Source organism: Kitasatospora sp. NPDC094028 (genome assembly GCF_049543595.1).
In the GTDB taxonomy this organism is placed as follows: domain Bacteria; phylum Actinomycetota; class Actinomycetes; order Streptomycetales; family Streptomycetaceae; genus Kitasatospora.
Window position 1 is genome coordinate 168,925 of the sequence record NZ_JBMVFA010000011.1, and the last position, 22,883, is coordinate 191,807.

Below are 22,883 nucleotides of genomic sequence, written 5' to 3' on the forward strand. Positions count from 1 at the left end.
CTCCAAACAGGTGCGAGGCGATGGAACTTCGGCATCGCCCGCCGCTACGGCGGGCGGGCCTGGCTGCTCGGCGGATGCAGCACGGCGGGGCGTTCCCGGGGCGCGCGGACGGCGTGGGTGTTCGGCATCAGATCGACGCCTCGGGGAAGGCCGCGAGCTGCTCGGCGAGCACGGCCGAAGAAGACTGGGCGCCGTCGGGCGGCTCGTTGCCTGACCGCTCCGGCGGGGCGAGCGACGGCAGCGCGTCCAGGACGACGGGGTTGCGCAGCTCGGCAACCAGTTGCTGGCCGACCATGAACTCGAGGTCGGGGTGGTCGAGGTCGACTTCTTCCCAGCGCGGGTCGGCACCGGGGCGGTGCACGGTGCCGCGGACTGCGACGATCTCGACTTCCGGTACCACCAGCACCAGGCACTCGACCGCGAGGCGGCGGCAGTGTCGCTGTGCCTGGTGGGCGTGGCGCAGGCAGAGCGGCGGATTCACGGTCCGGATGCCGGAGGGGACGGCGGAGCGAGGGCGCGGCTGGGTGGGATCGGCCGGCAGGAGCCACAGGAGCCCTCCGGGCGTGCGGTGGGCGGGGCCGCCTCCGACCAGGCACCGGGTCCTGGAGTCCATGAGCTCCAACTGCCTGGCCGGGTGGTGCACCGTCCACAACGGCTCTCCCTGCCGCGTGCCGGCCCACGTCTCCCACCGCACGCCGTCGATGGAGCGGATGTCCGTCTCGCGGGGCGGCGCGGGCGCGGGCGGCTCCTCCCCCGTCCAGGCCAGAATCAGCGGGACCGGCTTGCCCTGGAACCGCACCGGATCAGGACACCGCAGCACCCCGTCGGCGTTGCCGCCCCCGACCGGTGCGGGGCTGTTCATGGCGTGCGCGACGGGGAGCCTCGTCGGCTCTTCGCCTTGCCGGTCCGTCAGGTACGGCACCGGCGCCTGGGGCATCCGTGCCCGCGCCATCAGGCCACACCTGCGGGGGTGAGAGCCGAGCCGCGCGCGGTCAGGGGACCCAACCCGGACACCGCCCTCTCCGCACGGCCGATCCCGATCCGGATCGCCAGCCGACCGGTGCCGCGCCGGGGCAGTAGCTGGGTTTCGGCCTCCGCAGTGCGGCCCGCGCCGCGCCTGCGCGAGCGGACGGCGAGGGCACCGGGGCGCAGCAGCAGCGTGAGCCCGCAGACCCCCGTCTGGGCCGCGAGGCGGGCAGCGGCATCCGCCAGGAGTAGCCGCGCGGTGTCCTGGGCGCCGGACGGCGGCGCTTCGACGAGGAGTTGAACGGGCAGTCCGGCATCGACCGCGAACAGGACGCCGTTCAACGACTCCTCCCAGCGTGCTTGGTGCGGCAAGGCCAGCCGGTCGTGCTCGTACTCGGTGGGCGCGCGAAGTTGCACCCGCAGAGCGTGGACGGCGCCCGTCAGCTCCTCGGCCAGCTGCGGCAGGCCGGGCCGGCTGGTCGTCACGGTCACCAGCAGCCCCGCGCGGCTTAGCCAGCGGGCGGAGTGGACCAGGGCCTCGTCCAGGTCAGCCGCCAGCAGGTTCACCGCGACGATGCCGGCTCCCTCCAGAACGGGCAGCGCGTGGCGCTGGTCGGTGAACAGCCTGCTGGGGCCGCCGACGGCGAGCACCGGTGTACGCCGCTCCTCCGGCCAGCCGGTGACCTGCTGGTGGTCCATGGCCACCCGGCCGGTGGGCAGCGGCTGCGAGCCCCGGTGGGCGACCCCGGTCAGCGGATCGAAGACCAGCGGCAGGCTGCCGGTGCTGTCCCCTATAACGGCGAAGGTTCGCGTCTGCCTCACGCGGCGGCTCCCCGGTCCCGGCCGGCAGCGGGCGCGGCGGGATGCACGAAGACCAGGTTCGGTGCGCTGCCCCTGCCGGCTCGGTCGGGGACGACTGCCAGTACCAGCCACCTCTCGACGACGTTCGCGTAGCAGCGCCACGTCCCGTCGGCGCGCACCGTGGACTCCTGGAGCTGCCCCTGGATGAAGGTGCTGAGGAAGCCCACCTCCTGGCCGTTGGGCACGGTGGCGGCGAGCAGCGCCTGGATGAAGCGCTCCCGGCTCTGCTCGGAACGGGCAGCGGAGCGTGGAAGGGGGTGGACCTCGGTCCGGCTGTTGTCCTGGTACAGGCAGATCGTGAACGCCGGGCCGGCGACGTCCGCCGCCTTCGCCGTCCTCCAGCGGGTGTCGGCGGAGGCCAGGAGCGCCACCGGCAGCCCGGATGCGTCCGCGACGGCTTGAGCCTGGGCCGCGCCGGGAAGGTTGTCGACGTCGTGGTGGAACGCGGTGGTGGCGGTCATGCCGCAACCGTGCCGCTCAGGCGGGTCGGGCCGATGCTGCGCCCGTCGGGCAGGATCACGCCGGTGTCCTCGAAGAGCAGCACGCCGTTGCACAGCAGGCTCCATCCCTGATCGGGGTGGCAACTGACTGCGGCAGCGGACTGGCTGTCCGGATCGTCAGCGGTCGGACACTCGGGCTTGTGAGAGCACATGGGCGGTCTCGTTTCTGGCGGGCGGGCTACGGCTTCCGGCGTGCGGGCAGGGCGGGGTGGGGGAGGGGCAGGCGGCGCTTTGGCGATCGTCCGGCGAGGGCGTCGCGGAGGTCGGCGGGATCGGTGTCTCCGGAGCCAGGAGGGACGGCCCAGTGCACGTCCGGGCCGTCCCTGACGTGCCACTGCGGCACCGCGACGACGGTTCCGGGGCGCAGCAGCCTGGCCGTGCGGGTCGGCTCCCACAGCTCCTGAAGCGTGGTGATGAGGAAGAAGCTGACCTGGGCGTAGGGGTTGGCGATTACGGGGCCGATGCCGGGGCCGAGCAGCTGCAGCGCGCGGTGCGCCTCGGGTTCGATGACCCGGATCGCGTCCCAGTAGCGGCCGGCGGGAAGCCGGGCCGTCTCGACATCCGGCACCCAGGCGGGCCGCCACTCCTGCTGGTCGGGGTCGTCGAACAGGTCGTCATCGTGATCGAGCCAGCGGGAGCGCCTCACCGTCGTGCTCCGTCCGCGGTGGCGAGCACCGGGCCGTCGGAGGGCGCCACCGTCGTGCTCTCGCGGCCTGGGAGGCGAAGCCGATCGGCGAACCGCTGTGACCAATCGGGGTGGCGGCCGGGATGCAGCAGTTGCTCGGCCAGGCGGTGTACCTGCACGTCGCCGGTTCCGGCAGGCGGATTGATGCACCAGCTGTCCCGCATCAGCCGCACCATCTCGCTGTCTGCGTCGAGCGCGGCCGCCGCGTGGATCTCCATCGCCTGGCGAACCGAGTCCAGGAGCAGCTGCACACCTTGGTGTTTGGCCGCCATCAGCTCGCCGTCGCAGGGCTCCCCGCGGTCCAGCCGCGCCACGGCCCGGTAGGCGAGAGCGCGTGCGGCGGTGAGCCTCGACTGCATCTCGCCGATCTTGTGCTGGACCACCGGGAGATCGCCCAGCGGCCTGCCGTAGCGCACACGCTCCACGGCCTCGGCCACGGTGCGCTCGACCACCGCGCGGTGCAGGCCGAGGGCCACCGCGGTCAGGTTCGCGCGCCCGTACAGGACGCTGGAAGAGTAGGCGACGGCCAAGCCGTCGCCTACGTCGCCGACGATGGCCGACTCCGGGACCTTGACACGGTCGAACCGGATGGTGCCGAAGCTGAAGCCGCGAAGACCCAGTCTCGGCCGGTGGGATTCCAACGACACACCGAGCCGGTCCGCCTCGACGAGGAACGCGGTCAGCCCCTTCGGGCCGTTGCCGGTGCGGACCACGACGCCGTGCACGTGGCCGACGTGGCTGTTGCCGACGAACACCTTCTCGCCGTCCAGGACCCAGGACCGGCCTGAGCGCCTGGCCGTTGACTGCATGCCGAGAACGTGGCCTCCGGAGGCGGCCTCGGTCACCGCGATCGTGGGCAGTGCGCTTCCCTGGGAGATGGCCGGAAGCCAGGTGCGCTGCTGGTCCTCGTTCCCGAAATGGAGGATCTTGGCGACGCCGAGCTGGGAGGCCTGGGCGATCGCGCCGGCGGCCGCGCTGACGGCGGAGAGTTCCTCAACGATGGCCGTCTTGGCCTCGTGCCCGGCACCCATGCCTCCCCAGCGCCCGGGGACGGTGGCACCGATCCACCCCTGGGCGGCGATCAGCGAGGCAAGTTCGACGTCCACGCTCTGGTGCCGCTCCATCGCCGCAATCCGGGGAGCTATCTCCTCCGTGGCGAAGTCCCGTACTGTACGGCGCAGTTGCTCGTGGTCCGGCGGCAGAATCGACTCAGGCACCGTGGCCTGCCTGGAGGCCGTAGGGGTCGGCGACCAGGGGCGTCACGGACGGGGCCGTCGAGCTGATCATCGCGATCACTTCGTCCGCTCGCCGCTTGATCATCTGGAGGGACTGCTGGGCGGTGGACAGGTCGCGCGGTTCCTGCCCGAGCACGCACACCGTGCCGATCACGACGTCATCGACGATCAGCGGCGCGCCGATGTAGGTGCGGATGCCGAAGCCGTCGACAACCTCATTGCCGGCGAAGCGCGGGTGGGCGTAGACGTCGGGCAGGACGAGCGAGCGTCCCCTCTCCAGGACCTCGGGGCAGAATCCCGCGTAGCGGCCCATGGCGCGGTCCATGTGGGGCAGACCGCCCGCAGGGTTGTGCAGGCCGACGAAGAGCTGATGGTCGGTGATCAGGTTGACAATGCTCCAGGACAGGCCGGACTCCGCGGCCATGGCCGCGGCGAAGTCGTCGAAGCGGGCCTCGACGGCGCCAAGGCCCAGGGTCGCGATCGTTCTCAGGCGCTGGCCGAGCCCGTGGTCGGCGGTGGTGACGGGGTCGACGCTCACGTTGCTGGTACTCCCATCGAGCTGAGGGCGGATTGTGCACGGTTCAGGGCGTGGCCGACCACGGTGGGCAGGGCGCGCGCGGCTGAGCGCCTGTCGCGGGCGTCGCACAGCAGCACCGGGATGCCAGGGTCGAGGTCGAGGGCGTCGCTCACTTCGCTCGGGGTGTAGCGGGCGGCGTGGTCGAACTCGTTGACGGCGATGACGAACGGCGTGCCGCGCTGCTCGAAGAAGTCGATCGAGGTGAAGCTGTCGACCAGGCGCCTGGTGTCGGCCAGGACCACGGCGCCGAGCGCACCGCGGACGAGGTCCTCCCACAGGTTGGAGAACCGCGGCTGCCCGGGGGTGCCGAACAAGTGCACTTCAACGGCGGGCTCGGCAAGGGTGATGCGGCCGTAGTCCATCGCCACGGTCGTCGTCTTCTTGTGTGCCAAGCCGGTGATGTCGTCGGTGCCCTGTCCGGCGGCGGTCAGGTACGCCTCGGTCGTCAGCGGGGGGATCTCGCTGAGGGTGCGGACCAGGGTGGTCTTGCCCGCGCCGAAGCCGCCGGCGATGACGATCTTCACGATGGCCTGCGCGGGCCGGTTCGGGTCAGGCCGCATCGTTGCCCCACTTCTCCAGGGCCCCGAGGAGGCTGCGCAGGAAGACCGGGTCCTGGGCACGGGCTTTCGCTGGGTCCTCGCTCAGGACGGCGACGATGCCCGCCTCGATCAGGTCCGACAGCAGAATCCGCACGACCTGGAGCGCCAGGCGCAGGGTTCCCGCGATCTCCGCCACCGCGGTGGGCCGACGCCCGCACAGGGCGACGATCTGCGCCACCTCCGGGTCCAGGTTGGCCAAGGACGCACCACGGCCGACCGCGATGATCGCCGACAGGCCCAGTTCGTGCCCGGGCACGGTGCGGCCACTGGTGATCACGTACGGCCGCGGTGTCGCGGGCTCCTCCTCGACCCACGCGGCCCCGGAGGTGAGCGTCATCGCTCGACGCCTCCGGCCGCCTCGCCGGTGCGCACCGGCGTGATGAGGTGGCTGGCCAGGCTGCGGACCAGCTTGCTCATCTCGTGCCCGATCATCGACGGGTCCGCGGTGGCCGAAGCCTGCACCGCGATCACGGTGCCCGCGCTGGACGGCAGACCCGTCACCGAGCCGGACACCTGCCCGGCGTGCATCACGAAGTACCAGTTGCCCGCGGTCTCCGTCACGCTCTGGCTGACCGGGGTCTCGTCGCCCACGGCCCGGGCCCAGGCCGTGCTGAGGGCCAGCACTCCCACGACCGAGGACGCGGAGGAATCGGCGAGGTCCTTGGTGAGCCCCGCGTAGCTCAGGCACAGTCCGTCGTCGGAGGCCAGCACGACGCTCTGCGCCCCGGGGCAGCGCTTCAGGAAGTCTTCGAACAGCCATGCCACGTCGAGGCCGCTGGCGGTGTACTGAGTGCTCGTCATGGTCGATCCGTCCTGTCCGTGGGCGGTGCCCAGCTGAGGGATTGCGGTGGTCATGGCGCCGGGAAGGGGTGCGCTGCCTCCGGCGGTGCCTGTTCGGCGCTGGCCCTTCGCGCACCGCTGGCGAACCGGCCCATGAGGTCGCCGGTGGGCGCCCTGGTGGGCTCCCGGTGCTGTGGGTTCACGGCCTCGGCCGTGGCCGTAGGGCCGCTGCGTGTGCGACGGGGCAGCACCGGCCGGCCGTCGGCATCGCTTTCGGGCGGCGGTGGTGCAAGGACGGCGGCGCCTGGTTGGCGCTCGGGTGGCGCAACCGGTCCGGTCGCGGGGGCGGCCTCCGGGTGGGGGTCCGGCTGCGGGGCGGGGGCAGCGGCCAGCAGGTCCGAGGGGACCAAGACCATGGCCGTCGTCCCGCCGAAGTGATTGGGTTGAAGTTCAACGCGGATGCGGTTGCGCTGGGCGTAGCGCGCCGCCACGAGCAGCCCGATCCGCCCGTCCTTCAAGTGCGCGTACGGGTCGGTGTCCTGTGGACTGGCCAGGAGCTGGTTGAGGTCGCGGCGTTGAGTCTCGGACATCGGCAGTCCGCCCTGGTCCTCCACCTCGATGACCAGGTCCGCCCCGGCAGCGTGCACGCGTATCCGCACCTGTTCCCGGGAGAACCTGGTGCCGTTCTGCGCCAGCTCGGCCAGCAGGTTCTCCAGATCCGGAGCGGCCGCGCCCATGTAGGCATCGAAGGCTGGCGGCTCCACCCGCACGCGCTGGTAGTGCTCGGTCGCGGCGACCGCTCGGCGCATCACCGTGGCCACGAGTACCGGTTTGGCAGCCCGGCGCGCCGTCGCTCCGCCGAGCACCGCCAGGCCCTCGATCTCCCGGCGCTGACGGGTCAGCAGCTGGTCGACATGGAACAGGCCGTGCAGGAGGATCGGGTCCTCCTCGTTCCTCTCCAGCTCTGACACCGCCTCCAGCGCCAGCAGGTTCAGCGCGTTGACGCGCTGGGTGGCCAGGAGGAAGACGTCGGTGAGCCCGGCTCGTCCTCGCGCCGTGTGCTGCTGGTGGGCCGAGCTGAGGGTGACATCCCACCACCAGGCCAGAGTGGCCGTCACCGCGCGGGCGAGATGGGCCATCGGCTCGTCGCCCTCGGGCTCGGTCAGCACCGGCCGACTGGGAGCCCGGCCGCCGGCGATGTCCTCCAGCGCTGTGTCCAGCGCCTGCGTGTACACGTCCAGCACGGTGCGCAGGTAGTGCACCCATCCGTCCTGCCGGGAACGGTCGTTGCCCATCCGATGGTTCAGCACGTTCACGGCGCTGTGGATCTGCTGCCGTGCACTGGCCAGCAGCGCGCTGAGCACGTGCTCGGAGGGGCGGCCCGGCGCAGCGAAGCTGAACTCCGTGACGGGCTGGTTGGCCAGCAGAGCCGGCAGCTCCACCTGCACGAAGCCGCGGACCAGGTCCTGGTACGCCTGGTTGTCGGCCTGTCGCGAGCTCGCGGTCTTCTGCGCCGCGCGGGCTTCGGCCCGGACGCGGACCAGGGCCGAGCGGGTGCGGTAGAACGCCCCGGCGAACAACGCGGTGCAGCCGCCAGTGGCGATCACGACCGCGACGGCGGCTCCTTGCGGCATCGGGTACTCCTCAAAACGGAAAGCGGGGCAGTGCGAGACGGGTGGCAATGAGGTGGAACGCGCGTTCGCTGGCCGTGTACTACGGCGCGCGGGCGGCCGGACACGGCCGCGGAAGGGCAGCTGCAAAGGACCTCATCGCGGACCTCATCGAGTCGAAGTCGGTGGTGCCGTCGGACGAGACGACGAGCAGGCAGCTGTCGCCAAGGGCGGTGACCATGGCCTGCGTGTCGTGCGTACGGCGTGCCCAGTACCAGGTGCCGCCGAGGTGCCCGCCCTCGAAGGCCCACCGGCGGCCGGCGACCGCCGCCCGCGCCAGCACCGCCGCCGTTGCCAGGTCGAGTCCAAGGGTGTGGGCGAGGATCGCGCCTGCGTTGGTCGTACGCAGCGCGCCAACCCCGCCGCCGATCCCGGTAACCAGCGCGGCCAGTTCCGCAGACGAACACCAGGACGAGCCGCCAGCCGTCATGTTGAAGCGCGTAGTCGAGCCCACGACCAACTCCCCAGGCCGGACGAGCTGGAGCTCGGGTTCGGGTTCCCAGCCCGGGAGATTCAGCACGAGGCGACCCCTGCGTACTCGGTCCGGGCCACCTGCTGCTCCTGGACCAGGGCGCCCAGGAGCAGCGACGCCTCGGCGCCGAAGGCGATGTGTACGTAGGCGTCGAGGAATGCGAAGTAGCCGGGCGGCACCTTGCCGCGGTCTACGGCCGCGCTCAGGGCTTCCCGCAGCTGCACCTGGACCGTCGGGTCGGCCTCGGTTGCGATCAGCAGCGCTGCGCTGCTGGCTTCCTCGCCGATCAGCCGGTACGAAGGCCAACCGTGGTCGGCCACGATCCCCACGAGGAGGTCGACCGCGCGCCGGGCGGCCTCCAGCCGCGCTTCCGCCCACATGTAGTCGCCGGATCCGGTCTGCTGCCGGGTCGCTCGGCGGACAGCGTCGGCGCAGCGGACGAGCTGGTCAGCCAGCAGGTCGTCAAGCGTAAGGTCCCCGGCCTCCCGCTGGGCGATGCCCTGCACGGGCGCCGACTGGCGATACCCGACCGCGAAGGGCAGCTGAGCGCTGCGGGTGTGGGCAGCGGGTACCGCCGGCAGCACCTGTTCAGCGGCCAGCGTCGGCGCGGTGGTGTCTGGTGGGGCGTGCCCGGGTGCTGGTTCGCGTCCCTGGCTGACGGTGCGAGGGTAGGAGGTGCGAAACCGAGCGTGCTCGTCGGTGCCGCCGGTCCGCATCAGCGTGCCGAGCCGGCGGAGGAGCCGGCGCCCGGGCGCCGGCGGCTTGCGCCGACGAGCGCCTCCGGCACGTATGGTGGTCATTTCCCCCCCAGGGAAAGTCAGTTGATGGTGGTGACGAGATGCGACTCAGGTGGCGAGCGCCGGCTCCGTAGCCTCCTGGAGGCACCGGGCGGTGCCGTCGCTGCGCCAGTAGGCAGTGATCCGTTTCCCGTCGCAGGTCTCGGTCGGGCCGATGGTCAGGTGGTCGCTCAACGTGGTGACCAGTTGGAGCCCTCGACCACCGGTGGCATCCGGCCCGGGCTCGCGCGGCACCGGACGGGCGAGGTTCTGGTCCTCGACGCCGACGGCGATCATGTCGCTGTACCGGGCGATGGTCAGGGTCACGCGGCCCATGTCGCTTCCGGGGCCACGCCCGTGCAGAACGCCATTGGTGGTCAGCTCGCTCACCACCAGGAGTACGCCGTCGATGAGGTCTTCCAGACCCCAGGCGGCGAGTTCGCCGCGAACCAGCCGACGCGCGGCCGAGGCAGCTGCCTCGCCTTCGAGTTCCACCACGCGCAGCTCTTCGGCCTGCGAGCGGGCCGGGAGCGTGCCGACCTTCGGTGCAGGGAGCAGCCAGGGAGAGTCCGGGGTTGTCCTCGTCATGCCGTCAGCTCCCTCGCGTCGGCGCCGCTGCGAGGGCCCTGGCCCAGCGCGCCGCGTACCTGTGCTGTTGAAGCGGCTGCTGCCGCTGGGCGCCCGCGGTGCGATGACGGCAACAGGCGCATCGGGCCGGAGTCCACCGCCGGCGGGACCACGCTCGCTCCGCCCTTCGCACTGAAGTGGGTTCCGGCCGAGGACTGGTATCGCGATCAGGACGTCGCGCCGTCAGCGAGAAGCGCACGCGAATTCGCCCCATGCGCCCAGACGGACAGGACCAGCGGGGCCGGGTGCCCATCCACGCATGACACCCTCCCGAAGATCGACTCGTCACCATGAGGCCCCAATGGACTGCGGAACGTGATCAAGCGTTCCAGCAGGCCGGCGGGCTCGGCCAGAGGGTGGGCTGCGACATGAGGTGACGCGGGGTGTCCTGTGATGACATTGGGCATACTCCCGCAGGGCGACCCTCGCGTCAGACATGGTTGTGGCGCAGCATGGTGTCGAGCGACCGGGGAGGCGAGGCAATGGCTTTGACGCTATTTCAGGTCCTGGCGGAGCGGCGCGGGATGACCGAGTACAAGGTCTTCCTTGCTAACTTCCGCCAGGCAGCCAGGCACCTGTCCGAGGTTGAGAACAACTCGGCTCTCGCCAGCCTCGAGATCGGTGAGCGGCAGTTCCTGAGGTGGCTCAAAGGACAGATCGGTGGCCTGCCTCGGCCTGCATCTCAAAGGATCTTGAAGCACCTGTTCGGCCGCTCCGCCGAAGAGCTGTTCGCCCCCACGCCGGGAGGCAGTTCGCCTACGGGCCACGACGTGGTGGCCGCGAGCGCCAGCCCCCGGCCGGCAGGCAACCCTGAAGACACCTGGACCATGCTGATGACAGCTGCAGACGAGTCGGCCCGCTTCGCGCACCTGGCCGAGCAGACGAACGTCGGGCCACACACTCTCGAGCAAATGGCCTCGGACGTCACACGAATCGTAACCACCTACCCGAACCGACCCGTCGTTCCTCTTTTCTGGGAAGCGAAGGCTCTGCGAGACCGAAGCTTCACCTTGCTCGAAGGTCGCCAACCGCCCTCGATGACCTCAGAGCTGTACCTGCTGGCCGGAACCCTGTGCGGTGTCCTCTCCAACGCCAGCTTCGACCTCGGGGTCTACCACGCCGCCGAAACCCACGCCCGCACCGCGCTCCTGTGCGCCGAACGCGCGGGCCACCATGCTCTTCAGACCTGGATCCGTGGCATGCAGGCACTGATCGCGTACTGGGACAACCGCCCCGCCGAAGCAGTCCGCTTCGTCCGCTTGGGGAGCGACTTGATCCCCGAAGGAGGAACCGCTGCAATCCGCCTGGCCAGCATCGAGGCCCGGGCCTTGGCACGGCTAGGCCGCAGAGAGCTTGCCGTGGCGGCCATTCGCCGCGCGCGGGACCTCCGTCAGGATTTCGACGGCGAGGAACTGCTCGGCGGGCTGATGGCCTTCCCCGAAGCGAAGGAGAAGTTCTACGCCAGCACCGCGTACTTGTGGCTCGGTGAGGAAAGTGACATCGCCGAAGCTGGCAACTGCGCCGAGGAAGCCGTAGGCATGTACGTCAGCCTCCCCGCCCACGAGCAACGTCTGGGCGAACTGTCGCTGGCAAGAATGGACCTCGCCTTGGCCGACCTAGGGGGCGGTGAGCTCGAAGGGGCCGCTGACCAGGTCGATCATGTCCTCGCGGTAGCAGCGCGCAGGCCCACGGAGAGCGTCACCCGACGCTTGGGACAATTCGCTCGGCGTCTGGAACTCTCCGATGCCGGCCGGAGCCCTGGCGGCATCGCGCTCCTAGACGCCATCCAGGGCAGCACCCGGCCACCCGAGCTTCCCGCAGGAGACATGGAATGAGCACCGTCGCAGTTCTCCACCCCGGCCAGATGGGAGCCGCGCTCGCGCGGCAGCTGATTCTGGCCGGTCATCGTGTTCTCTGGGTTCCCGATGGGCGAAGCGAAGCCACTGCGCACCGAGCTGCCAAAGCAGGGCTGATTCCGGCTACGTCGCTTCGATCAGCATTGGAGGAGAGCGAGTTGGCCCTGGGGATCTGCCCTCCTGCCGCTGCCGAGGACTTGGCCGCGCGGGTAGCGGAAACTGGCTTCGCCGGAACGTACGTGGAGGCGAACGCAGTCAGCCCAGTCCGGGTTCATGCCATCGAACAGAGCATCAGCTCCTCTGGCGTGGCACTCGTAGACGGTTGCGTCATCGGCCCTCCGCCGAGCAGTAGCGCCACGGCAAGGCTCTACCTTGCCGGAGACGTCCAGCAGACCAAAGCCGTGTCCGACCTCTTCGCCGGCACCCAGGTGACCCCCGTTGTCCTGAACCGGGAAACTGGGGCAGCGTCAGCCTTGAAGATGGCCTTCGCCGGATTCCAGAAGCCCGCCCGGGTACTGGCTGCGCTCGCCCATGCTCTCGCCGACACGCATGGGGTCGGTGACGAACTCGTCGCCGAGGCTACTGCGATGCCTTCCGACGTCCTCGCGGATCGGGACTACCTGAGCAGCGTGGCGCCCAGGGCCTGGCGCTGGGGACCGGAACTAGAGGAGATCGCGCGCACCCAGCGGGCAGCCGGTCTCCTCGATGACATGGCACTCGGCACGGTGAGGACCATGCGTGCATGGGACCACCTGAAGGGCAGCGACAACCCAGCAATCGGCGAGGTTCTCGATTCGCTTCGCGTGCAGCCGGCCACGGATAGCGGTTTCTGATCCAACGGGAAGCATGGTCATCACTCACGACAATGGTCGCCTTCGACGACGCTGAGCTACACCCCTAGGTCCGCTGACGCGACATCGCCTGGCGCTGACCCCGGGCCGCGCCAGGCTCCCCCTGGCCACCACACGTCAGCGGCGACGACCTCGCACACCCACCGCACGCCGAGGGCCTGGCCGCCACTCCCGGGCCTCCGCGACGCCAGGTGCCACGGCACCCCCGGCGTCGCCACCGCCCTGCACCACACCGGCCAGGCCCTCGCCGACCCCATCCTTCTCACCCTGGCCCGCCGTCCGCCCACCACCTGAGACACCACCGGCCCGGGGCTCTGCCACGGCAGCGCGGGAGTCCTCCAGTGGCCATGCGTCTGAACCACCGGCCCCTCTCCGACGCCGCCGCCCGGCACGTCACCACCACCTTCCACGAAACCGGTTCGGACACCGGCTTCCTCACCGGCCGCGCCGGAGCGGCCCTCGCCCTGGCCACCCACCGCCAGCCGACCAGCCAACAGGTCCAGTGGGACAGCCAGCTCATGCTGACCTGACCTGGAGCCCAAGTTGGGGGCCAGGCTCTGGCCCAGGACCCGACGGTCCTGTACCGCCCAACAGGGCGAAAAGCAGCTGGTCAGAGCGGCCGACGAGCACGGCAGCTCTGACTAAGCAGCTGATTCACATTCTGTGAATCAGGCACAATCGGGACCATGACTCCCCGTCGCAGCCGTTCGACTTCCAGGGCAAAGGCAGTGGCGCCACTGCTCAAGACCCCTGTACAGCTCGCTCTCATCAATCCTGGTGCCCTCGTGCGGGAGTTGCGGGACTTCCACGAGGAACATGGCTCGGCCGACTCAATGCCAGACGACAGCGAGCTCTACGGAGCCCTTCTCTGGACTGAGCGCCACGCCGCAGATCTGCGGCGAGCTCCAGACGCCGTCCGACAGCGGGCCGCGCTTGTCCGCGTACGGCTGTGGCAGCACCTGCGCGAGCAGCTCGACCGCCACCAGCTAGCCGCAGTTGACGATGCACGCGCCGCCGGCGTCGAGTGGGCTGAGCTTGTTGAGCCCCTTGCGGTGAGGGCCCCGAACGCTGCCTACAACCGTGCTGCGCGGATGCGAGCCGCCAGCATGGCAACCCCTGACGGCCAACCCATCCGACGAACCCCCGAAGCCCTCGCCAAGGCTCAAGCCGAGGTCGAGCGGGAACTGCGTGAGACCCGCCGACGCGAGGCAACCGCGGCAGGGCTGCACGTCCTCGTCTACGCGGTTGCCTCGCGCCTCGTCGCTTGTCGCCAGCAGCTCCCTGACGACGAGAATCTTCAGGACTGGCTTGACGAGGTCGAAATCACCCTGACCGACTGCGCTACCCCTGCGCAGCAAGCGCGCCTTCATCGCTATGTCGCCGCTACGACGCGAGCGTTTCGCCTGCTCACTCGAGAGCGCCTCGGCTCCTTGACGATGACCGCCGAGGCGTCGGCAGCCGTCGCTGCGGCCGAGGAGCTGCCCAGGCTGGAAGAGCGCTAGTAGAGCCAGAAAGCGCTCCGTTGGCGTCCCAAGCGGACGTTCTGCGAACCGCCTGCGGGCGCCGCTTTCTCAAGCCATTTCCGCGCCCTCGTGTGGGCTCGACGTCGAGGCTGCGTCAATTCTCGGCCGCGACTACCAATCGGCTCGGCCCCGCAGGCGCGATCTCCCTGACGCCGTCGTCAGCGAGGTGCAGCACTCACTAGTTGACATGTCCAAACCATGGCGCTCGCGCCATCCGGCGCGAGCATGTCATTAGTAAAGTGAAGGCAAAAACATGGTCTGACCTGCACGTTTCACAAAGTCACATACTTTACTCACTTACTCACTCCGACACTCACCCCTCCGACTGCACCGTCAGCCAGCCGCAAGCGATCGGGGCGATGGGGGCGCCATCGAATTCGCCACAAACACCTCATACATTGGGTTTCATGCGAATAAGCAGATTGAATTTCACTACCTGCTGACGAGGTCGCTAAGAAGGTTGGGGTTCGAATCCGAGAGCGAGAACGAGCCGGTATGCAGTCACCTAAGCCACGCCGACATCTGATGCAGCGTGACATGAGTCGACTCATGCGTGTATGGTCACCGCCGAGAACGAAGGGACACGCAGTCCGGTCAGCAATCGGCGCTTCCCCTCCAGGTGGGGTGGCGTTTGGCCTTCGCGGCCGTCTCGCTACAGCGGAGAAGTCTTGGAACTCTACGAATTCACCGACCTAGTCAGTCGACTTGAGGCCATTGCGAGCTTCGACGACATGTCTGGTGACGACATGCTCCAGGAGCTCGTGGAACAGCTCCGCCCCTACCTGCAGAAGGTGATCGGGGTAACCATCGGCAAGGGCGGGGAGACCAAGACCACCCTTGCTACCAACCTCGCGTACATGCTCGCCGAGGAGCAGTCGCTCCGATCCAAGCGAGGCAAGTCGGCGCTGCCCGTTCTGTACTTGGAGCTCGACCACAACGGCGACAGCAAGACCGACTTCGGCCTCCTCCGCAGAATCCAGGAGCATGTCTTCGCCAGCCACACCGGCACCGAGGACGAGGCCAAGGCCAAGGTCAGGAGCCTCCTCAAGGCGATCGACGACGACGGCAAGTCGCTTCGAGATGCGATCACCAACGACGGGAACCTGAAGGTCGTCAAGGAAATCCGCCCGTTCCTGGACTTCGCAATCTCCGGCAAGTGGTGCGCGGACATCCCAACTCGGCTCGGCAAGTTGCAGGACACCCACGGCCTGGCGGCGTTCCTGCTGCTGGCGCTGCTGCTCGCGCAGATCTCTCACCTGTACAGCTGGATCGTGATCGACTTTGCTCCTGGCGACAAGGCTGTTCAGCGAAGTGGCGTGGCTGCGGCTACCCACCTGGTAGCGCCTATCCACAACACCGATGATGCGGCGCTCCGCGGTGTGGCCACCGTTGCCCGCCTGGTCCGGGGCAACCGCCGCCTCAACCCGGAGGTGGACCTCGTGGCCGTTGTCTTCGTAGGGTTCCGGAAGGTGGACGGCGAAGCCACCACCGAGTTGACGAATCCTCGCGACAAGCTTGCGGCGATGCTGGCGGCTGCCGGGATGGACCCGGGCATCATCCTCGACGAGTACATCCGCGACGCACGAAAGCTCGCCTCCCTCTGCCGTAACCAGGGCCGTCCGGCACGCGAGTTCGCACTCGCCGCCGCTGGCCAACTGCTCGATGCGGGTGGGGCTGTCGTCCCGCGGCCGCGGGACGACAACGGCCGCTACGCGGATGCGGACGCATCGGCCAAGCTCGCTGACGACTACTCCCAGCTGGCGCGAGTGCTCTTGGGCCGCGTCCGTCAGCACAACACCAACCTTCGTGACCAGCAGATGCAGGGTGCCTCGTGAGCAAGTCGACCACCAACAGCAGGACCACGAGGGCTGCGCGCGGCGAGGGCGAAGTCTCCCAGCAGCCCGCAAGCGGGCCCACCGTCAAGCCTCATCAGGTGATCCCCGAAGCAGACTTCGGCGGCGATGATGATGAGGAGGACGACTATCAGCCACCGACGCGCGCCTTCACCCCCAGGCCGGCAGTCTCTCAGACACCTGCGGCAGTAGTCCCTGCCCAGGTAACCGAGCCCACCGAGGGGGTCAAGGCAGCCTCTCCCCAGGTGATCACAGCGGAGTCTTCAACCTCCCCGGCCACGCAGCCTGAAGCCGCCGACGTCGAGGCGCCCGCCGACGTCGAGACAGTCGCCGACACAGCCACGGAGATCCGGGCCACGGCCCAGGGTTCTCCGGCTACGGCCACCTCGCCGGCCCCGCAGACCCTCGCGAAGCCGGACACGCGGAACGCTGATCTGGCGGACGAGTCCGCGGATTTGCCTGCCGCATCGGGAGCACTCGTTGACACCGACGAGCGGACCACCAGCATCCAGGTCGAGTCGAACGCCGTGGTAGACGTCACCCCGCAGGCCCCCGACGTCCCTACATGGACGCCTCGCTACGCCCCCGCCGTGAGGACTTCCGGGTCGGTCTCCGTTGCCGCGCCGGCTCGCCGCCCCGGACGCCGTCGGCCGATCGAGTCGTTCGATGCGGAACGGCCACGACAGCGTAACCAGGAGGCCGGGCAGGAGCTCGCAATGCGGGCACCCCGGTACGCTGCGCTGCTCGGGGTCTACAGCGGCGGTCAGTTGGCGACCCTGCAGTTCGAGAGCCGCAACGTCAACCTGTACGGTCTCCTCGCCGATCAGGTCGGTGCTCAGGTCGTAGCCGACAAGGCGCTGCTGAAGAAGCTCACCAACCAGCGCCCCCGGCTGACGCCCGCGCACTACGTCGATGCAGCCCTGGAGCCGGTTCTCCGCCCGCTCGACCCGGAGGGCACCGACCTGGACAACCTCGAGGCGGAACGGGAGTACGTCTGGGATCTCGCCCAGCGGGGCAACGCCTACCGGAAGTACATCAAGAGCGACCAGGACAGCGACAGCCTGCCTCACTACCGAGCAAAGATTCCGCTGCGCGCTGACGTCAACGCTCGGTTCAGCCGGCTGATCGACGTCATGGACTCGATGCAAGGCGTCCCGGCGAAGCCCTACGAGATCGTCAGTGCCGTGCTGGCGGAGTACCTGATCGGCCTGACGGGAGAGGTGCCAGCTCTGACCGAGGTATTCGGGAAGTACACGGAAGTGACCACCATCCAGTAGGGCACAAGCCAATCTCCTGAGCATGAAGCCCAGTTGGACCTAGCGTTGCGCCGTACGGGTCCTTGCCCTGCCGCACTCTGTCGTGTTGGCGGGGCAAGGACCCTTTGCCGTTACGCGTAGTTCTGGAAGAACGTCCGAGCGCTGGCAGAGTGGTAGGCCTCGTTGAGGTGGTGCAGGCGCACGATCTCGGCGTCGAAGTCGATTCCCTCGGGGTGCGGTGCGGTGCTCTCGGTTTCGTCGCTGACGACGGCGGGGGTCTTGCCGGCGGCCTTGGCGGCGTGGGCCGCTCGCAGGGTCAGGGCCTCGATCATGGCGTCGAGGGCGTCACCGCGGAGGCCTTGGGCCTGGGCGGCCTGGCGGGCCTGGGCGCGGACGTGGTCGTCGGCGTAGGGGGTGAGGGCGAGGCTGGCGTCGCGGATCTCGATGACGAGTCGGTGCAGGCGCAGGCGCTGGCTCTGTCGCTTGGTGGGGGTCAGGACGATCTCGGGGACCTGGCCGGTGAGGGCGGTCCAGAGGGGGCGGATCTGGCGCAGGTGGCGACGGTTGCGCAGTGCGCGGGCGGCGACGCCGCCGGCGGGGATGCTGTTGCCGATGAGGATGAGGGCCATCGCGATCCACTCGACGTTGCTGATCAGGTTGGTGTCGATCAGGTCGGTGTCGAAGAGTTCGGCGAACATCTGGGTCATGCGCAGGACGGTGTAGAGCATGCCTGTGGCGGTGCCGGCGGCGAGGACGCGTAGGCCGGTGCGTAGGAAGGCGGCGCCGGCGTTGCGGCTGGCGCTCCAGAAGAGCCAGGTGGCGACGGTCATGACGACGCCGAGGTAGCCGATGAAGACGGCGGCGTAGGTGGTGGCTGACCAGGAGCCGGCGTACGCCTTGTAGAAGTCGTCGACTTCGGCGGGCATCTGGATGCGGGCGAAGAGGATGCTCAGGGTGGCGGCGGCGGTGACGGCGAGGGTGATGTGCGGCTTGCGGATCCTGGTGACCAGGTCCGGGCGGGCCATGGTGACCACGAACTCCAGTGCTGCGCCGCAGTCGATGATCCCGATGAGGTGCTTGAGCAGGATCGAGACGTTGGTGATGCCGGCCGCGCGGTCGATGGCGTGGGAGATGGCGGGGATGGAGATGGTGGAGACGACGGCGAGGGCCGCGAATCCGACCCACAGTGCCCGCTGTGCGGGGACCCGGATCGCGGAGGGCAGGCGCCAGAGGGTGACCGTCCAGAGCAGGGTCAGGACGGCGATCTTGCCAGGGTTCATTTGCTGCGCACCGGGTGCCCGAAGGCGTCGTTGAGGCGGTCGAGGACGTCGGCGGCCCGACGGGACTTCGGGTTCGCCTCGTTGCGCGAGGCACGTTCGAGGATGAGGGTGGCCAGCTGCTCGGCGTCGCGTTCCTGAGTGCAGGCGTACTTGGTGCGGCCCAGCAGTTGGAGGACGCGCTCGGGGGAAAACCCGATGGCTTCGTCAGTGGGGCGCGGGGCCGCGACGCTGGCCCGGATGCGGGCGGCTTCGGCGCGGATGACGGAGGCGATCGGCAGGCCGGGGGTGTCGACGCTGGCGATGGCGCGGGAGGTGCGGGCCAGTGTGCGCTCGAAGTACTGCTCGGCGTCGGCGATGCCGGCCAGGGCGGGATCGGCGGGGTCCAGCTCGGGGGCGACGTGGCCCAGGAGCATGTGGCTGATCTCGTGCAGGATGATGTGGATCTTGAGGATGTCGGGGGCGCCACCCTCGTAGAACACCAGGTCGGCGACGTCGAGGCCGAGCCAGATTCCGCAGGGCAGATCGGGGTCTCGAGGGCCGTCCAGCGGGAGCAGGACCAGGGGGCGGCCGCGCTGATCCTCGATCGCGTCGATGAAGGCGCCGAGTTCGAAGGGCTGCGGGATGGAGAGCTGACGGGCGATCGAGGCGCAGGCGTCAGGTCGGGCCCGTCTCCACCAACTCATAGCTCCCTCACTGCTTGGCCCGCGCGGTGCCGAACGGGTTCGGCAGGCTCGCGCGACGGCATGCGGAAGCGGCTGCTCCGCATGAGATCGGAAGCAGCTTAAGGGGACTTTGTGGAGATCGAAAACCGCAGTTTATGTGACCCGGAGTCAAAATAACCCCACTAAATTCACATGTGATTTCTGACTCAGTTCTTGCGGCGTTTCCTGCCCTTGGCCTCGGGTAGCTCGGGCAGGCCCTCACCGGCTCGGACTCCGTCGACGATGCTGGTGATGGCCTTGATCGCCTTGCCCGACAGGCCGCCCAGGCGCAGCGCGAGCGCGCGTACCTGCTGGTTCTCGAGCACGGTGGCGAGCTCGTCGCTGGCGGCGGCCTGGTCGGCGCCCTGCTTGATCTCTTCGATGCGGGCGGTCACGACGTCGGCCACTTCGTCGTCGGTGAAATACCCGGTCGGTACGCCGAAGAATGCGGCGAGGGCGCGCAGGGAGTCGACTCCGGGGTTGGTGACCTTGCCGCTGCGGATGCTCTGGATAGTCCCGTGGGAGACGGTGGGGCCGCCGTCTGCGTCGGCCTTCTTGCGGATCAGCTCGGCGAGTTCGAGGTAGCTGTACGGGCCGCGCCCCTCGGGGTGGATGGTGCGGATCAGGTAGTCGAGCCGCTGTGCGAGCGTGCCCGACCCGACGAGGGCGTCCTCACCCATCCCGCGATCACCACTCCCTGAGCCTGCCTGGCCTTGATGTTGATTTACTTGACGATTCCCATTATCCAGGCACCTAGACGCCCAACGCTACACCTGGCGCGAAGTTCATCTAGCCAACTGGGGATGATCTTCACTGCGCGTGCCCCCCGCCGGGACAGGCGATCACCAGAGGGTGATCACCTCCATCTGCACAAACAGCCCGCCCGACAGGGGGCCAGACCCCCCAATCCTCTTGTCCCCACCAGCCTAGATCGCCCCGGCGGCTGCCTGGAACACCAGTGGTGGACTCCGGCCTCAAACCCGTGAATATCACCGTGAGTGATGGGACTTGACAGGTGCAGTGGGCGGCAACGTATGTTTCGAGCACGCCGCATCTAGCCGACTAGATGGCCTAAAACAGGTAGGTATGCAGACCTATCCAGTTGTCTAGCGCCATGTGGTCGGGTGCGGCAAGGGGGGCGAATCTGTGGCGACAGCCCGGACCGCAGCCCGCAGCAAGGCCGGTGCCCGGGGGTTGCAGCCCCCAGGCACCGGGACGCGGCTTCTGCTCGGAGCCGCGGACCACTGGGTCCTCGACCGTCCAGCCCTGGAAAGCGAACCGGTCAAGATCCCTTGGACAAAGGGCAGTGTTCCATGCATTCCACCCTGCGCAAAGACGCAGCCGTGGCCAGGCCGACTCCGCCGGCAGCGCCGGTGACCTCCTGCGCCCTCGCCTCGGCCCCCCGCGCGGCGATGACGGCCTCGGCGCCGTCGCCCGCCGCCTGTCGCGGCGTCCCGGCGTCCGCCGCCGCGCGGCGCTTCGCCGGCCTCCTTCGGGTATCGACCCGCCCCTGCTGCCGGAGCGCCTGGCGCTGACCGGCCGGCTCACGGCCCTGTCGGCCGTGCCCGCACCGCGATGACCCCCGGTCCCGGGTCCGGCGCTGACCACGCCGCCCGCCGGGGCGAGCACCTGGGGTGGCCGCGCTGACCACGCGGCCCCCAGGCGGCGGAGGCTCCCACCCCCTCCCCTCCTTCTTCCTGCCCTTTCGCGTCCCGAGACGGACCACCCATGCCCTCAGATACCCCTTTTCTCCGTATATGTCCGCGCGGTGCGGCGTCCGGTGCGCTGATCGCCGCGCTCGGCATGACGCTGGCCGCCTGCGGCTCGGCCGCCTCCGGCCACCAGGCCGCCGCTCCGGCTGCGGCTTCCGCGTCGGCCGGCGCCTCCAACGCCGCGGCGAGCGGCCCGGCCGTTCCCGGCACCGGGACGATCGCGCTGCCCGCGGGCTCGGCCGCCGCGAGCGACGGCTCCGGCCTGCCCGCCGACGCCGCGAAGGCCGCCTCCCAGTTCGTGACCGCCTGGGCCTCGCACGACGCCCGGCCCGGCCACGACAGCGCGTTCACCGACGCCGGCAAGCGCGCGGCCGAGTTCGCCTCGGCCGACCTCGGCGCCTCCCTGTCGATGGCCCGGCCCTCCTCCGCCACCCAGTGGCAGCGCTGGAGCAGCGACCAGGCCGTGGTCGTCGCGACGGTCACGAAGGTCTCCGTGCCGGACGGCGCCCCGGCGCCGAGCGCCACCAGCGCCTTGGCCCGGGTCCTGTACAAGGCGACCGTCACCCCGGCCCAGGGCAAGGCGTCGAGCGAGGACGACCAGGTCGCCGTCCAACTGGAGCGCGGCACGGACGGGCGGTGGCGCGTGATCGCGCTGCCGTTCGCCTGAGGCGGGCGCCCGATGAAGAAGACCACCATCTCCGCGGCCATCGTCGTCGCTACGGCCTGCACCGGCATCTTCGCCCTGCTGATGACGCTGGCCGGCGCGGGCGGCGCCAGCGCCGCCACCCCGAACGGGCCCGGCGGCGGCATCACCACCAGCGCCCCCGTCCCGGACTGGCTGCGCACCCTGATCGACAGCGCCACCAAGAAGGGCTGCCCGCAGGTCACGCCCTCCCTCCTGGCCGCGCAGCTGTACCAGGAGTCCGGGTTCAACAAGCTGGCCACCAGCTCGGTCGGCGCCCAGGGCATCGCCCAGTTCATGCCGGCGACCTGGGCGACCTACGGCGTCGACGGCGACGGCGACGGCAAGAAGGACGTCTGGAACCCCGCCGACGCGGTGCCGGCCGCGGTCGCCTACGACTGCGCGCTGGCGAACGACGTCAAGCAGGTCCCGGGGGACAGCACCGACAACATGCTGGCCGCCTACAACGCCGGCCCGAACGCGGTGATCCAGTACGGCGGCATCCCGCCCTTCACCGAGACACGCGACTACGTCAAGCAGATCCGGGACCTGGCCACCAAGTGGGCGGCCACCGGCGGACTCGTACCGCTGCCGCCCGGCTCCGGCGGAGCCGCGACCGCGATCGCCGCCGCGGAGAGCGCGCTGAACACCTGGTACCAGTGGGGCGGCACCTGCCAGGCGCCGTTCACCGGCGCCCAGGGCTGCGACTGCTCCTCGCTGATGCAGATGGCGTGGGCGGCGGCGGGCGTGAACTTGCCGCGCACCACCTACGAGCAGGTCACCGTCGGTACCCCGGTCGCCTCCGCCAGCCAACTCGCCCCCGGCGACCTGCTGTTCACGCCCGGCTCGGACGGCTCGGCCGCCCAGCCCGGTCACGTCGGGATGTACATCGGCGGAAGCCAGGTCATCGAGGCGCCGCACACGGGTGCGGTCGTACGGATCACTCCGCTCAGCCAGTGGACCGGCTCGGCCGGCCCGACCAACACGGTCGTCGCGATGCGCCACATCGGCTGACCCGCGACCGCCGCTTCCCCCCTCGACTCTCCCGTCCGGCACTCCGCCGGCGCGGAGTTCTCCTCCCTGAAGGGATCTCACCATGCCTGCTCTGGGCGCGAAGATGCAGTACCTGGCCGACGGTGTCGGCGACGTCGTCGGCGGCGTCAAGCCGAGTTGGGGCCCCTTCGGGGCCGTTGGCAACACCTCCAAGACCCTGCTCGGCGTGGCGGCCGCCCTGGTCCTGGCGATCTCGGTCGCGACCTTCCTGTTCGGCATCGCCAAGAGCAAGGGCTGGGTCGGCTCCGGCAACAGCACGATGCACACCGACACCGGCAAGGGCCAGATCGTCGGCGGCCTCATCGGGATCTTCCTCGTCGCCTCGTGCGCCACCATCACCACCATCGTCTACGGCATGGGCATCTGAG

At 69.7% G+C, this 22,883-nt stretch carries 26 protein-coding genes; 9 read left to right on the forward strand and 17 right to left on the reverse strand.

Annotated features, from left to right (window positions below):
- Positions 1-127: 127 nt before the first annotated feature.
- From ACPC54_RS19145 to ACPC54_RS19210, 14 genes are all read right to left on the reverse strand, one after another.
- On the reverse strand, positions 128-952 hold the full coding sequence (locus tag ACPC54_RS19145; protein WP_498966147.1) for a hypothetical protein: 825 nt from the start codon (positions 950-952) through the stop codon (positions 128-130).
- Positions 952-1,788 carry a hypothetical protein gene (locus tag ACPC54_RS19150; protein ID WP_498966149.1) on the reverse strand — a complete coding sequence of 279 codons (837 nt, stop codon included), beginning with the start codon at positions 1,786-1,788 and terminating at the stop codon, positions 952-954. Before ACPC54_RS19150 ends, ACPC54_RS19145 begins: the two co-directional genes overlap by 1 nt.
- Positions 1,785-2,288: a hypothetical protein gene (locus tag ACPC54_RS19155; protein WP_498966150.1), complete on the reverse strand. Its 504-nt coding sequence runs from the start codon at positions 2,286-2,288 to the stop codon at positions 1,785-1,787. The genes ACPC54_RS19150 and ACPC54_RS19155 overlap by 4 nt, the downstream gene beginning before the upstream one ends.
- Positions 2,285-2,479 carry a DUF5999 family protein gene (locus ACPC54_RS19160; protein WP_498966152.1) on the reverse strand — a complete coding sequence of 65 codons (195 nt, stop codon included), beginning with the start codon at positions 2,477-2,479 and terminating at the stop codon, positions 2,285-2,287. The genes ACPC54_RS19155 and ACPC54_RS19160 overlap by 4 nt, the downstream gene beginning before the upstream one ends.
- Positions 2,480-2,505: 26 nt before the next feature.
- Positions 2,506-2,973, reverse strand: coding sequence for a hypothetical protein (locus ACPC54_RS19165; protein WP_498966153.1), 468 nt, complete (start codon positions 2,971-2,973; stop codon positions 2,506-2,508).
- The gene (locus tag ACPC54_RS19170; protein ID WP_498966154.1) at positions 2,970-4,229 is read right to left on the reverse strand and encodes an acyl-CoA dehydrogenase family protein; all 1,260 of its coding nucleotides are present in this window, start codon (positions 4,227-4,229) and stop codon (positions 2,970-2,972) included. Before ACPC54_RS19170 ends, ACPC54_RS19165 begins: the two co-directional genes overlap by 4 nt.
- Positions 4,222-4,785: a GAF domain-containing protein gene (locus ACPC54_RS19175; RefSeq protein ID WP_498966156.1), complete on the reverse strand. Its 564-nt coding sequence runs from the start codon at positions 4,783-4,785 to the stop codon at positions 4,222-4,224. The genes ACPC54_RS19170 and ACPC54_RS19175 overlap by 8 nt, the downstream gene beginning before the upstream one ends.
- A complete protein-coding gene (locus tag ACPC54_RS19180; protein WP_498966157.1) occupies positions 4,782-5,384 on the reverse strand; it encodes a GTP-binding protein in 603 nt (200 codons plus the stop codon). The genes ACPC54_RS19175 and ACPC54_RS19180 overlap by 4 nt, the downstream gene beginning before the upstream one ends.
- Positions 5,374-5,760: a DUF742 domain-containing protein gene (locus ACPC54_RS19185; RefSeq protein WP_498966158.1), complete on the reverse strand. Its 387-nt coding sequence runs from the start codon at positions 5,758-5,760 to the stop codon at positions 5,374-5,376. Before ACPC54_RS19185 ends, ACPC54_RS19180 begins: the two co-directional genes overlap by 11 nt.
- Entirely contained in the window at positions 5,757-6,224 is a 468-nt protein-coding gene (locus tag ACPC54_RS19190) for a roadblock/LC7 domain-containing protein (protein ID WP_498966161.1), read from the reverse strand. The genes ACPC54_RS19185 and ACPC54_RS19190 overlap by 4 nt, the downstream gene beginning before the upstream one ends.
- Positions 6,225-6,274: 50 nt before the next feature.
- Positions 6,275-7,837, reverse strand: a complete 1,563-nt coding sequence (locus ACPC54_RS19195; RefSeq protein ID WP_498966163.1) for an ATP-binding protein — start codon at positions 7,835-7,837, stop codon at positions 6,275-6,277.
- A 79-nt stretch (positions 7,838-7,916) separates the two neighbouring features.
- The gene (locus ACPC54_RS19200) at positions 7,917-8,327 is read right to left on the reverse strand and encodes a hypothetical protein (protein ID WP_498966165.1); all 411 of its coding nucleotides are present in this window, start codon (positions 8,325-8,327) and stop codon (positions 7,917-7,919) included.
- 59 nt (positions 8,328-8,386) lie between these two features.
- On the reverse strand, positions 8,387-9,145 hold the full coding sequence (locus ACPC54_RS19205; protein ID WP_498966167.1) for a hypothetical protein: 759 nt from the start codon (positions 9,143-9,145) through the stop codon (positions 8,387-8,389).
- 45 nt (positions 9,146-9,190) lie between these two features.
- Complete coding sequence (locus ACPC54_RS19210; protein ID WP_498966169.1) at positions 9,191-9,709, reverse strand: ATP-binding protein; 519 nt, start codon at positions 9,707-9,709, stop codon at positions 9,191-9,193.
- A 521-nt stretch (positions 9,710-10,230) separates the two neighbouring features.
- Here ACPC54_RS19210 and ACPC54_RS19215 point away from each other — a divergent pair.
- From ACPC54_RS19215 to ACPC54_RS19240, 6 genes are all read left to right on the forward strand, one after another.
- Positions 10,231-11,583 (forward strand): NsdA family TPR-like regulatory protein, encoded by a 1,353-nt coding sequence (locus ACPC54_RS19215; RefSeq protein WP_498966172.1) that lies wholly within the window; start codon positions 10,231-10,233, stop codon positions 11,581-11,583.
- Entirely contained in the window at positions 11,580-12,437 is an 858-nt protein-coding gene (locus tag ACPC54_RS19220) for an NAD(P)-dependent oxidoreductase (RefSeq protein WP_498966173.1), read from the forward strand. Before ACPC54_RS19215 ends, ACPC54_RS19220 begins: the two co-directional genes overlap by 4 nt.
- A 359-nt stretch (positions 12,438-12,796) precedes the next feature.
- On the forward strand, positions 12,797-12,985 hold the full coding sequence (locus ACPC54_RS19225) for a hypothetical protein (RefSeq protein ID WP_498966175.1): 189 nt from the start codon (positions 12,797-12,799) through the stop codon (positions 12,983-12,985).
- Positions 12,986-13,141: 156 nt separating this feature from the next.
- Positions 13,142-13,957 carry a hypothetical protein gene (locus ACPC54_RS19230; RefSeq protein WP_498966177.1) on the forward strand — a complete coding sequence of 272 codons (816 nt, stop codon included), beginning with the start codon at positions 13,142-13,144 and terminating at the stop codon, positions 13,955-13,957.
- A gap of 689 nt (positions 13,958-14,646) precedes the next feature.
- Entirely contained in the window at positions 14,647-15,813 is a 1,167-nt protein-coding gene (locus tag ACPC54_RS19235; RefSeq protein WP_498966178.1) for a ParA family protein, read from the forward strand.
- Complete coding sequence (locus tag ACPC54_RS19240; protein WP_498966180.1) at positions 15,810-17,108, forward strand: hypothetical protein; 1,299 nt, start codon at positions 15,810-15,812, stop codon at positions 17,106-17,108. The genes ACPC54_RS19235 and ACPC54_RS19240 overlap by 4 nt, the downstream gene beginning before the upstream one ends.
- Before the next feature lie 110 nt (positions 17,109-17,218).
- Here ACPC54_RS19240 and ACPC54_RS19245 read toward each other — a convergent pair whose 3' ends face one another.
- From ACPC54_RS19245 to ACPC54_RS19255, 3 genes are all read right to left on the reverse strand, one after another.
- Positions 17,219-18,367, reverse strand: a complete 1,149-nt coding sequence (locus ACPC54_RS19245; protein WP_498966181.1) for an MAB_1171c family putative transporter — start codon at positions 18,365-18,367, stop codon at positions 17,219-17,221.
- The gene (locus ACPC54_RS19250) at positions 18,364-19,050 is read right to left on the reverse strand and encodes a hypothetical protein (RefSeq protein ID WP_498966183.1); all 687 of its coding nucleotides are present in this window, start codon (positions 19,048-19,050) and stop codon (positions 18,364-18,366) included. Before ACPC54_RS19250 ends, ACPC54_RS19245 begins: the two co-directional genes overlap by 4 nt.
- A gap of 185 nt (positions 19,051-19,235) precedes the next feature.
- Positions 19,236-19,748, reverse strand: coding sequence for an XRE family transcriptional regulator (locus ACPC54_RS19255; RefSeq protein WP_498966185.1), 513 nt, complete (start codon positions 19,746-19,748; stop codon positions 19,236-19,238).
- Positions 19,749-20,796: 1,048 nt separating this feature from the next.
- Between ACPC54_RS19255 and ACPC54_RS19260 the strand changes: the two genes are divergently transcribed.
- The 3 genes from ACPC54_RS19260 (at position 20,797) to ACPC54_RS19270 (ending at position 22,882) form a co-directional block, all read left to right on the forward strand.
- Positions 20,797-21,447, forward strand: a complete 651-nt coding sequence (locus tag ACPC54_RS19260) for a hypothetical protein (protein ID WP_498966187.1) — start codon at positions 20,797-20,799, stop codon at positions 21,445-21,447.
- 12 nt (positions 21,448-21,459) lie between these two features.
- The gene (locus ACPC54_RS19265) at positions 21,460-22,476 is read left to right on the forward strand and encodes a C40 family peptidase (RefSeq protein WP_498966189.1); all 1,017 of its coding nucleotides are present in this window, start codon (positions 21,460-21,462) and stop codon (positions 22,474-22,476) included.
- An 82-nt stretch (positions 22,477-22,558) separates the two neighbouring features.
- Positions 22,559-22,882: a DUF8827 family protein gene (locus ACPC54_RS19270; protein ID WP_498966190.1), complete on the forward strand. Its 324-nt coding sequence runs from the start codon at positions 22,559-22,561 to the stop codon at positions 22,880-22,882.
- Position 22,883: the final 1 nt, after the last annotated feature.